This window comes from Nostoc sp. C057 (genome assembly GCF_013393925.1).
Lineage (GTDB): Bacteria > Cyanobacteriota > Cyanobacteriia > Cyanobacteriales > Nostocaceae > Nostoc > Nostoc muscorum_A.
In genome coordinates, this window is record NZ_CP040292.1 from 68,089 (window position 1) to 79,989 (window position 11,901).

Consider the following 11,901-nt stretch of genomic DNA (forward strand, 5'->3'; position numbering starts at 1 on the left):
AATCCCCGATCTATTCTTACCAAAACTACCATGCTTAACTGCGAACTGAGAATTGCTTCCACTATCTCACAAACAGCAATGACAAATAAATAGATAAAAGTACGATTTTAATCCGTACTTCTGTCTCTTGATTTTTAATCAATCATTGTTATATTTTTGAGGGTTGAGTAGAGAGCAATGCTCCCGCGATATCTACGATTTGCTCTGCTAACGTTCTTAATAGGGGTGGGTACACCATCGCTTGAGTGCCATTAACTTAGCAGATGACTAAACCTTGTATTGAAGCTAAATTTGATGACGTTAACAGAAACATTTCTTCACATCCATTTTCGGCTCTAGCCCATGAACAGCTTTCATCGCCCAAGGAGATTCTTTAGAGTTCGTTCGTAAGCCAATTGGATTTTCGATTTGGGACAATGAGTTAGCTTTAGAGCTACCCTTATAGAAGAACAGAATCTCTCAATTACTCTTTGACTCATGACGAGGCTCCTTCAAGTCGAAAAATTTCCGATTCTGATGTTGCCGGAAATCGAGGCGTATTTAGAAAGTGGACTATTTCGTGGAATCGGCAAGAAAACTGCTCAAACTTTGGTCAACTGTTTTGGAAGCGAGACTTTATCGATATTAGATAACAACCCCGAAAAACTTTACACTGTTCCCGGACTAACTCAATATCGGATTGATGGTATTACCAAAGCTTGGTCAGAGAGTAAAAAGAATCCGAACTTGGGAGTGATTACCCAACTTTTGGCTGTGGGAACTTCATTGAAGTTAGCTTTGAAAATTTGTGACTATTACGGACACAAAACTGCAAATGTACTTCAGAACAACCCTTACAGATTAATTGATGACATTGACGGCATCGGTTTTAAGACTGCTGATGAGTTAGCCATATCTCTTGGTATCCCGCTATACAGTGATACTCGTTATATCTCAGCTTTAATCCATGTTTTAAAATCCGGCTTGCGTGAAGGGAATTGTTTTTTACCCTTTGAGCAATTAGTAAGTATTGCCACTGACCTGCTTTCTTCACCACAGCATACGCCCGATGTTCAATTTTTAAATACAATCATTCAACAGTTACTCTCCAAGGGGACTTTAGTTTCGGGTGATGTTGGTAATAGTGTTTATCTCAAAGCTGCTTATCGGGCTGAACTTTCTGTGACTTTGAAGATTCTTGCTCTCCTTGAGCAACCAACTCACCCCACTGAACATTTAGAACACTGGTTAGCCGAATTCCAAACTACTGACTATCGCCAACTTTCACGTTTAAGTGATGAACAAATTAGCGCCTTGATGATGGCAGCCAAACATCCAATTAGCATTATTACTGGTGGCCCTGGTCGAGGGAAAACTTATGTACTGAAAACCTTGGTTGAATGGTTCATCCATACTGATAAAGCGATTGCACTTGCCGCTCCAACAGGGAAAGCTGCTAACCGGATGAAAGATGCTACAGGCATTGAAGCAACTACTATTCACCGTTTATTGCAATGGCAGGGAAACAATGCGGTTTTTCTTCATAACGAGGATAATCTTCTAAATCTTGATTGTCTAATCGTTGATGAATTTTCAATGGTTGATATATTTCTGTTCAATTCGCTACTCAAAGCCTTGCCCAAAAAAACCAGAATTGTACTGGTAGGGGACTTTGATCAATTGCCCAGTATTGGCGCAGGAATGGTCTTGCGAGATTTAATTGTTTCTGAACTCGTCCCTACAACTTTCTTACAGACGATTTATCGCCAACGGCACGAAAGCCCGATTATTTATGCCGCTAATGATGTCAATTCTGGCATAGTCCCCACACTGCACAATTTTAATCAAGTTTCTGATTGGATGGATGTCGGTGACTGTGCAATGATTCTAAAAGATTCGCCCCAAGCGACCTCCCAAGCCATCGTTGAGTTGGTTAAAGCTATTGGCCAGTCAGGTGTTGATTTAAATCAACAACTAATAATCTTAGCGCCCCAAAAACAAGGAGACTGTGGAGTTCACAATCTCAATCTGCTTCTTGCCCCTATCTTTAATCCCAAACAAGAAAATCAACCACAAGTTGTCTCTGGGTCAGTTATCTACCGAGTCGGTGATCGCGTAATCCAGCTGAAAAACCGTTATGAAACTGTCCCGCCTGTGATGAATGGTGAGATCGGTCAGGTTATTGCTGTGGAGCCGGAAAAATTTTTGGTTACGATCTCTTGGGAGGGCGGCGCAGTTGTTAATTATTATCCTGGAGACTTCGAGCAAATTATGCACTCGTTTTGTATAACTTGCCACAAGAGTCAAGGTAGCCAATTTCCTTATGTGATTTTCCCATTGGTCAGGGCTAATTACCGGATGTTAACCCGTCAGCTGCTCTACACGACTATGACTCGCGCAATGGGTACATTCATCGCAGTTGGACAGCATGAAGCATTGAAAACTGCTGTCGCTACTGATAAACCCGCCCAGCGTTTTACTGGACTAACCAATCTCCTCATTTCACCTGTTGAGCAACTTAGTGAAATCTGGCAGAGTTTGAGCAACACCAGAAAAACCACTTGTACAACAACATCTTCCCCTACTGTTACTGTCGCTTCTAGGCTACAACAACGTCAACTGACTGCTACACTTGGACAGATGACTACTATTGGTAGTCTTGCACTACAAATGTATGAGTCTAAATATGGTTATCGTCCGTCAAAACAGCCCGAACTTGTCGGCAAGTTTCGCTTTAATACTTATCACTATGAAACTACCGCAATTGAGTTAATTGATTCAGCAATTGACGCAGTTCTGCTCCAATAATAAAACCCATGCCCAAAATGAGAACAACGGTCGCATCCAACCAGACTACTCTTGAAGTACACTTTTAACATTTATGGCTATTCCAGCAACACAGTTAAAGATCGGCCAATCAGTGAAGTATCTGATCGGGACTCGAAGCGGCATGAGTGCGGCAATAACCGATATCAGCAAATCATCTCTTAGTCTCAAAAATACTTATATTGTTACTTTGACCTTTGATGATGATTCACTACCAAATCACTTAAAAACACAACAACTAACTGTTTATGACGAATTGCTTGAAGGTTGTGAAATAATTACATTTTAAAAAATTCAAATTGGCAACAGCAGAGCGCACATTCGCCGCGATAAGTTGAAATTAATCAAAGAAGAATTCAGAAGTCAGAATTCAGGAGTCAGAATTAATGAGTGGGGGATTCAGACTCGCCACTTGATTATTGCACCACTAAATCAGAGATTTAGTGAGGGACTTCAACCCGTTTATTCATCCGCCAGTCGCTTAACCTTCTTCTGAATTCTGGCGACTGACGCATGTATTCTGTTTGTTAAAATACTAACTTGCTGGCTGATATAATCCCGTATTTTGGTTAAATTCCCATCCCAACCCTGCTCTATCCTTGTTCTTACACCATGCTACAAAAAGCGGTGGGGGAAGATTAATTCGCTCCTTGCGTACAGTTTCCTCACTTACACCAAGCCTCTTGGCCAAACCTTCTTCAGTTAACGGTTGCATTCGCGGACTTTGCCCAGGATAGGATGAATTGTTGTAGTACGATTTTTGGCCCCGCTTTTGTTGGTTGTTGAGATAGTCTTGAATTTTAATGATCGCCTCAGCCAACTGTGTCATTCGGGCATACATCTTCTCCACTTTTTGTTCTAAATTGGCGAGATTATCAGTTGCTGTAGTTTCGTTGCTATTAGATTCATTTGAAAACTCTGACTCGAGCTTATCGAGTCTTTCACAAATAGCTCTTATCGTTTCATTCGTTGGATTGTTGTAATTTTTATTACTCACAATTAAGTACTTCTCTACACTTGCCTTAATCTTTGAATCTAAGCGTTCGTCTAAATTGTTACCACCTATTGCATCAACCTGATCTTGAGAATCGCCTAAGTAGAGTTCGATAAATTCGAGCAGCGTGGCTGTTGCTGTTGTGCCCTTCGAGTTGCAACAGGCGATAAACTGCTCCCACTTCCTTTGGTCACAGTTAAAAGATGCCAGCTTTTTTTTACGCCCTGTATTGCTCATGTTCACGTGTCATCTAGGTAAACTGGGACTGCCCACGCTTATTAAATCGTGTAATTCATCATGATGAATTACCTTGATAGTATCATCGCCAAATGCCTCAGCGCATTCCTCAAGCGATGCCTTTTATGAAGAGATGCTACTGCCAACGGCTACCATTGGCGATCAAAAATTATCTCAGGCTTAAACGCTTGCAGGATTGCTTTATCTAATTTTTGCTCATCGAAACAGTGCTGAGTACCTAGTTAGATTGCTGAGTAAGAAAGCAATAATTGCATTCAGTACAGTAAGTCTGTACCCCTACGGGGATCTTGCCACGCATAGCGTCTCTAAAAGTTGCCCCTGCTTTTAAGCCCTGGTGTCCATTAAAGAATTAGTTGTCAGTTTTAAATAATTAGTGTCCAAACGCATCGGAGAAAAGTTTGAGTTTTTGGCACGCAAGTTTTACCCGTCCGTTTTTTGAAGAATTTTTTATAGAGGAATCAAACCACTCTCAAAAAATAAACTAAAAATGACTCTATAGTTTGATGGCGTAATAGCGATTAAATAGCGGGCTATTCCGATAAGCTTGATTTGGCATGAAAGCAACAGAAGCAGGGAAGAATTTTGTACAAGTTTCTTAAAATAAGCACCTTTGCCCGTTTTCTTTAACCCAAACCTACACCTGTAATATTTATGTAGTGAACTGTTAGAAGTATGCTCTTTGACCTGTTATATTACTGATTAACTATAAAGTCATTATTGGTTTATTTTTTCACCTATTTTTAGGTTTTTCTTTTAGAGGTGTATTTTTAGGGGGAACCACAAAAAAAGATACCAGCCTTGTTCTTAATTGCTCGTTGTGTGGCGTGGATCTGGATCGTACTTTCGTATCTTTATGAGCGGGTCTGCATAGCTGCGGAAATTGCACCCCGTAGCAATTCCTGTCCCCGTGGACTGGGATAATAAGAACAGGGCGGGGTGTTGATGGGGCAGCAACCTTGAAAATTGATAGGCATGGTCGAGCAAAGATTCTGTCTTTGCAGGAAATCCAACTTCTGTTCTCGCAGGGGGTAGATTCACTGCGAGACAAAGCGCTGTTTGCGGTGATGCTTTACACAGCGTGTCGGGTGAACGAAGCAGTGACGTTGCTTAAGCGCGACGTATATGATGCCAAAGGAAAAGTCAGAGCCAAAATCATCTTTCGCAAGGGTAACACGAAAGGGAAACTGGCTACCCGTGCCATCCCGGTAATTCAAGAATTGCGAGTCAGGTTGCAAGCATATAAACCGCGTGATGATTCTCCTTGGCTGTTCCCTGGAAATGCTGACCACTCAAGAGCCAATAACCACCTGCACCGGGATTCGGCATTGTGGATATTGCGAGTCGCTTGCAAAAAAATAGGAGTTGAAGGCATAAGCTCTCACAGCTTTCGGCGCACAGCACTCACCTCGATGAGTAATGCCGGAATTCCCTTAAGAGTGATTCAGGAAATCTCTGGGCATCGCACGTTGGACGAGCTGTACAAGTACCTGGAGGTCAGAGAAGATCAAGTATTGGGAGCGGTATCATCTTTATCGCTACTTGCTCCGGTTTCGTCAGACGACTTCGGGAAACCCGAGTTAGTCGAAGTGACCGATAATCCAGTAAAGAAAAGGCATTGACCCCATTTTACCAAAAAATCGATTTAGCAAAGCAGCATCAGCGCAATTGCTGAAAGCAAAAGTAGAAATTGCTTCAAGGATGCGGTTAGTTATGACGAAAGTTTAGGAGAACTCCATCGGCAACACCTCTTCACTTAGCAAGGCATAAAATTCCGGGACAAGAGATTCCACAAGTCGCAGTTCACTCGCGGCGATCGCTTCAAGTTCCAGCACCGTATCCCAGCGCAAATCCTCAACCCATCGCTTGAGAATGCCTTTAATTGCCTCAACTCCACGAGAAATACCAGAGCGAAGTATTTCTACGCAATGAAGTAGAGTAATCCGGTCAGTGAAGAGAGCAGAGGGGCAGGGGGGCAGGGGGGCAGAGGGGAAAGAACTTGTACAAATTTCTTCTTTGTTCCTCAACTCCTCAACTCCTCTGCTCCTCTGCTCCTCCGCTCCCCTGCTCTCATCTGTAGTATCCTCCCCTTGGCAATGGGAGTTCCCTATAGCATTAGGGGGGGGTGTGGATACGGGCTGCTGATTGGGGTTTACACTATACGCAGCAGGGGTTTGAGCAGCGTAATAGGTTCGATTTTCTTTTTGATTACGCTTTTCCACGCGATGAGCAATCACCTGGAGAGCAAATTCTAATTCCTCTTTAGATAAAGAGAAAAGTTTCACCTGTTGCCCCCGTTTACCTTGCTTGCGGAAAGTCAGCTTTAGCCCCAGCTGCTCTAGTAAAGTCGCCAGCAACCAAATAGGTTTACAGTCACTGGGAATAGTAAACCCAAGAATTGCTTTGACGTGAGCAGCACAATGTATAGCGATCTCCGTCATCTTGAGCAAAGTGGGGTCATCGGCAGTAAATTCATCACCCTTCATTAAAGAAGTGAGAATCTGATGCAGTCCCAGGTTAAATCTAGCCAGCCACCGTGCCGAGTAATTGCCCCAGTCGATGCACAAAGGTAGATTGTCACGTTCGGTGCGGTCTTTTTGGGTGACAATTGTTGGTGGTGTAGGATAACTTTGCCCAGTTTTGGGGTCAGTAAAAGATTCTTCGGGTGGGGCTAAAATGGCCTCAAGTCCAGCGATCGCTCTAATTAAGCGACCACCTTTATCCATTTCTACGAGCGATTCGGTTACTTCGATGCCGTAAGAATCAGAAATGCGGAACTTTTCACATTCAAAAATTTCGCTAGGGTCAAGGTAATCTTTGCTCTGACGGGCACGGTACTCGCTCAAAGTAATATTGTTAGCCTTGGCAACAGCCGAATTGTGGGCACTATCCAAAGCTTGTGCTGCTGCTTTTAGACTTTCAAGGGATTGAGGATCTGAATCACTGCCCACATATATAAAGGTATTGCCCATTTCGGTGAGGAGCGATCGCAAGTCATCACGCAAATTATTGAGAGAATAGTGGCGGTTAGCCATAATTTGGCAGTAAGCCTCAAGCGCCCAATCTTTCTCTGCGCCTCGCTTGCCTGTTTCTCTGTCAATCCGCAACAGAAAAGCGGTCATTTCATTGGTTTGGAGCAAGCGCTCTTTAATCTTGGTAGCATTGGTATCCTTGTAACCAAAGGGAGGACGCGGGGCCACCCAAATATGAAACGGGACTTTTGGACGATAGCGGTACAACTGTTGGGCACATTCGGTAGCGGTTTGGGAAACGCCGTGAAACACACCGAACACTAAATCAAAATGATACTCGGAAATATCGACACCAGTACCGAGACTGGGAGAGGTGAACAAGGCATCAAAGTTTTTGACGGCGTTGGTGATATCTTTGATGAAAGCGACATTCTCATCACTGCCAGAATTGTCAGAGTGAACTGACCAGATACGACATTTTTTTTGTGTATGTGATTTTTCGGAGTTAGATTCTTCGTACTTGATAGTAAAGGATTTGTCGAGTTTTTTGATGAAACGCTTACTGTCACTTGCAACCATGACTTTCTCACCAAGCATCAGGGCTGCCGAGATTTGGGCGACTATGGCGCTTGAATTATCCCCCTCGTACCAATAAATTGTGCGTGAACCGTTTCGCCACTCGTTTTTAATGATGTACGGGACTTCACCTTTTGGTCGCATTGCAAGAAAGAAGTTTACCGTTAAATCGTCCATGTGTGCATCAGCGATGACGACCAGTGGCGCATTGTATACTATATATTCCAGTACCTCCAAAATGGCGGCGCGATGTTGTTTGCAAGTATTACTGTGCAGCAGGTGGGTAAGGTATTGGCAGGCTTCATCTATAAATATGCAACCGTAGGTGAGAGACTGAGTATTGAGTTTATGCAAGCTGTCAATAGTAATACTAAGGGCTTGAGCCTGGGCTAAACCTGTGTAACCCAAGTCGGAATACATCGCCGTCCGCAAGCGTTCGGCAAGATTTTTCAGCAAGTTAACCCGATGTCCATTGTTGAGAAATCTGGCATCAGGGTTTTGGTCACGCCACCAGCGCATAAGTTCAGTTTTCCCTGTACCCATGTCGCTCCAGAGTACGACCAGTCCTGATTTTGGGAAATTGAAGGTAGGAGATTTCTTCGATTTGTCTGAATCAACTCCGCCAGAATCCGTAGACTCCTTCTTTCTTTGATGTCCTTTTATAGATGGCGTGAAAAGTTGTTCCTTTTCAAGTTCATAAAGCTCAGGCACTGTCAAGCATTTTTCTTCAAGGTCAGGAATGCACAAAGCCTCAGAGAGATACTTGACATTAACAGTGACATCTGGTTTGTATTTGCTAAGTCCCCATTTCTTAGCCCGATACGAGCGCTGGTAATCTTTGAGTGATTTGGCATCATCGATGATTGCGGTCAGTAGAGCGTTAGCATCTTCGCCCCGCGCCACAACAAAATCATCAACACCTTTCTCTGGGCCTGGTAACAGCGCAACTTCACAAAAGCAACCAGCTGATTCGATTGCTTTTGCAGTGCGAACAGTGGCTTGAAAAACTGACCAACGGGTATTAGCTCTTGTTTCGTAGTCGAATAAAATAATGAACTTGCGTCCCGCCTGAGCCATTGGTACTAAGTCAGGATGCAATCGTTCATCAAAATCTTGTTTGCCTACGCGCCCGTTCCAAATTCCAGGGAGTGCGATCGCTACAAACCCCAGACTCAGCAAGCAAGCGGCTTTCTTCTCACCCTCGCATAAGATAATCGGAATCTCTGGATGCTGTTTCACCCACTCCCAAAATATTAGCGGATTGAGTTGATCCAGTAAGCGTAGCGCCAAAAGCGAATGATAGCGCTTAATTAAATAGCGTTTTGCAACTTTGTCCCAAATGGGGTTAGCGATATCGAAGTAGGTAACACGGTTTGCTGTCTTGGGTGGCGACTCGTATTTGACTGGTTTACCTTTTTGCCAATCAATGCGAGGAAAGTTGGGCTTGATCCGCCCCCATTCCATCGGTTGCCAGTTTTTGAATGGGTCAAGTGATTGAATCCACGTCCCACCTAGTAATAGATGCTGATACATTTTTATGTATCCATCTGTTACCCGACCCGCATTCTTGCGTGGCAGTTTATCAGATATGAACAGGAAATCATAAACTGATTCTCCCTCAATGTGGAAAAAGTTGCGCTTAATTAACGCCGGATGAATGGCGCTACCAGCTAACAACTCATGGTATTCCGCAGCCGTGAGATTGTTTGGATATTCAGTTGGAGAGGCTGCGCCTGGGTCAAGGGTAACGGGCAAAGGGGAAGGGGAGGAAGAAATTGTTAACTCTTCCCCATCCCTTTTCCATTTTCCCTTTAACCTTTCCCCCGTTTTCTTCGGGGTATTATTCATCGGTTCTCCCCTCGGAATTCCTTAGAGAGAACTCTTTCAAGCTGCGAAACTCTTGCTCTAGCCTGAATATTCCGAAAATCTCCCTTCGTCACAGCACAAAATTGCCGTGCGAAAGCTGCACTCGACCCCATGCGCTCTAACACTGCGCTCTTGGGGCGTTCTCTGTTTGTCATGATATTTTCCCCTGATAACTCGGTTGACAAGTTCAGAGGGGGTTGGATCAGTTATCAGTTATCTAATCTTGGACTCTACTCCCAACTGATAACTGGTAACTATTATTCGCGCTACTACTGCTTTTAACTACAAAATTCGGGATATTTCTTAACCAAACTTAACTTTACCTAAAATTTATGAATTTCGACAGCAAAAACACACCGCAGGGAATGGACTTTCCAGGCGGCAGACCCTATAATGGATCTGGTAGCGCGGTAAAAACTCTCGGACAATTTAGTAGTCGCACCAGTGGCCAAACTTTAGCGACAACTTCTTTTGTTCCTTCGAGATCAAACCCGCTCTAGATCAATATGAAATTTGCAATACGTAGAAAGCGCGACTCCTTAGTGGCGCTTTCTGCATTAAACAGTCGTACTGTTGTATCTTCACCTCCATGCCTCCTTTCAATTAGCTTGATTTTACAGAAGTTCTGGTCGTCTTACTCGGTCGAGGTAAGAGCTTTCATTCAAATGTATTCGCAGAAGATATTTGGTTTAGGTTAAGATAGCTAAACACAAGCTTTTCAAAACAAACCCATTGAATTAATCAGTGATCAAAAATACCCGCAGGCGGTGTTCCTTGGTTGACGTTGGTCAACTTCTTTCACACTTTTATGCTCAAGCTAGACCGGATAATGTACTAGAGATGCGTTAAATCTCCCTATTAAGATGTAGCATTTAAATCAATATAGCCTAGAAAGGTAATTTGAGAACCTAGCTTCAGTTAATAATTGTGAATTTTGTAGATGTTTTAAGTACTAAGGAGTAAAATATAACTTCATGTATACCTACTTACGTAAGGAAAAGTCGGCATGAATTCAAGCCAAGTTTTAGACGTAAAAAGAGTATTAGCTGTATTAGAAGAACAAGTGTTTCAATCTACGGGAAGGTATTTAACAGAAGTAGAAAAAGTTCTTATTAAGGGAGTTTGGGATAGTAAAGATTATAAAGAGATGGCAAGTGATTCGGGGTATAACGCATACTATTTGCAGCAGAAAGTAGCTCCACCACTATGGAGTATGCTTTCAGTAATTATTGGTGATGGAGTGAAAGTAACAAAAATATCTTTGAAATCTATTTTGCTTAAGCTAGCAAAGAGCGATTATCGGAAGGAAGAGGCATCCAGATTGGATAACGATAGTTTCGTTGGCAATATTAGAATTTATGGGGAACTACCTAAAATAAAATCTTTTTATGGACGAAAGGATGAAATTAACTATTTTAAGAAACAAATTACTCTATTTAAAGAACGCTGTATAGTTTTTACGGGAGTTGGAGGAATAGGAAAAACTTTATTAGCCTCTAGATTGGTTGAAGAAATAACTTTTGATTCTTTAAGTAGTATATATGAATGTATAATCTGGAAAACAATTAATCATTCTTTGTCAATTGATGAGTTAGTCATTGATTTAAATAAAATTTTTCAAGTAGACATAGAAGCAAGTGAAAACTCTTTTATAGATAGCATATCTTTACTATCAAAACAGCTTCACTTACATCGTTGTCTACTAGTAATTGATGGATTTGAAAAGCTATTGTTAGCCGATGATTTTGGAAAAAGATTACAATATGAAAAATTCCTTTTAAAACTTACAGAAGGGAAGCATGAAAGCTGCATTATTATAACAAGTCAGTTGCCTTTAAAAGAATTTGCTTCTGTGACTACAAAACTACCTATTCGCTCTTTCAAATTAGAAGGTTTAGATGTAAATGCGGGAATGCAAATATTACAAGAAAAAGGTTTAACTGGACAGGAATGTAAGCGATTAATTGAAAATTATTCTGGGAATCCATCAAGTTTAGAAGCGTTGGCTGATAGAATTAATCGTTTTTTTGAGGGGAGTGTGAAAACATTTTTTAGATATCAAACTACTATGATTGATCCTCAACTTGAAACAATGCTACATCAGCAATTTGGACAAGTTGGACTTTTAAGTAATCTTCAAAGGCAAATAATGATTTATTTGGCAGAAGAAATGTCAGAAAACTCGACTTCTATTCAATTCTCTAAACTCATTGATAATTTAAAAGAGCGAGTAGATTTCAAGTTGTCAGTTTTTGAACTAATAACAGCAATAGAAGTTTTAGAACAACGCTCGTTAATTGAAATTGCTGGTAAATCAAACAAACGAGAAGCTAGTTATAGTTTACAAGCATCTATTAAGAAGTATATTTTAGTTGATCCATTGGGATTAGTGCATAAAATACCAGATACAATACAAACAAGGGAAGTTACCTT

Annotated in this window: 7 protein-coding genes; 4 read left to right on the forward strand and 3 right to left on the reverse strand. The window is 41.9% G+C overall.

Features of this window, described 5'->3' with window-relative positions; translation table 11 throughout:
- The first annotated feature begins 477 nt into the window (after positions 1–477).
- Positions 478–2,787: an ATP-dependent RecD-like DNA helicase gene (locus FD724_RS39745; protein ID WP_179077013.1), complete on the forward strand. Its 2,310-nt coding sequence runs from the start codon at positions 478–480 to the stop codon at positions 2,785–2,787.
- 73 nt (positions 2,788–2,860) lie between these two features.
- On the forward strand, positions 2,861–3,094 hold the full coding sequence (locus FD724_RS39750; protein WP_223280370.1) for a hypothetical protein: 234 nt from the start codon (positions 2,861–2,863) through the stop codon (positions 3,092–3,094).
- Positions 3,095–3,340: 246 nt separating this feature from the next.
- Here the strand turns inward: FD724_RS39750 and FD724_RS39755 are convergent, their stop codons facing one another.
- A complete protein-coding gene (locus FD724_RS39755) occupies positions 3,341–4,036 on the reverse strand; it encodes a hypothetical protein (protein WP_179077014.1) in 696 nt (231 codons plus the stop codon).
- A gap of 977 nt (positions 4,037–5,013) precedes the next feature.
- Between FD724_RS39755 and FD724_RS39760 the strand changes: the two genes are divergently transcribed.
- Positions 5,014–5,676, forward strand: a complete 663-nt coding sequence (locus tag FD724_RS39760; RefSeq protein ID WP_179077015.1) for a site-specific integrase — start codon at positions 5,014–5,016, stop codon at positions 5,674–5,676.
- A 102-nt stretch (positions 5,677–5,778) separates the two neighbouring features.
- Here FD724_RS39760 and FD724_RS39765 read toward each other — a convergent pair whose 3' ends face one another.
- Positions 5,779–9,450 carry a plasmid replication protein, CyRepA1 family gene (locus FD724_RS39765; protein ID WP_256874817.1) on the reverse strand — a complete coding sequence of 1,224 codons (3,672 nt, stop codon included), beginning with the start codon at positions 9,448–9,450 and terminating at the stop codon, positions 5,779–5,781.
- Positions 9,447–9,623: a hypothetical protein gene (locus FD724_RS39770; protein WP_179077016.1), complete on the reverse strand. Its 177-nt coding sequence runs from the start codon at positions 9,621–9,623 to the stop codon at positions 9,447–9,449. Before FD724_RS39770 ends, FD724_RS39765 begins: the two co-directional genes overlap by 4 nt.
- Before the next feature lie 851 nt (positions 9,624–10,474).
- Between FD724_RS39770 and FD724_RS39775 the strand changes: the two genes are divergently transcribed.
- Positions 10,475–11,901 (forward strand): NB-ARC domain-containing protein (locus FD724_RS39775; protein WP_179077017.1); only part of this gene is annotated, 1,427 nt, incomplete at its 3' end.

Bases quoted from the DNA above. Each gene is read 5' to 3' on its own strand.
- FD724_RS39755 (WP_179077014.1), bottom strand. From the start codon at position 4,036: ATGAGCAATACAGGGCGTAAAAAAAAGCTGGCATCTTTTAACTGTGAC.
- FD724_RS39765 (WP_256874817.1), bottom strand. From the start codon at position 9,450: ATGAATAATACCCCGAAGAAAACGGGGGAAAGGTTAAAGGGAAAATGG.
- FD724_RS39750 (WP_223280370.1), top strand. From the start codon at position 2,861: ATGGCTATTCCAGCAACACAGTTAAAGATCGGCCAATCAGTGAAGTAT.
- FD724_RS39745 (WP_179077013.1), top strand. From the start codon at position 478: ATGACGAGGCTCCTTCAAGTCGAAAAATTTCCGATTCTGATGTTGCCG.
- FD724_RS39770 (WP_179077016.1), bottom strand. From the start codon at position 9,623: ATGACAAACAGAGAACGCCCCAAGAGCGCAGTGTTAGAGCGCATGGGG.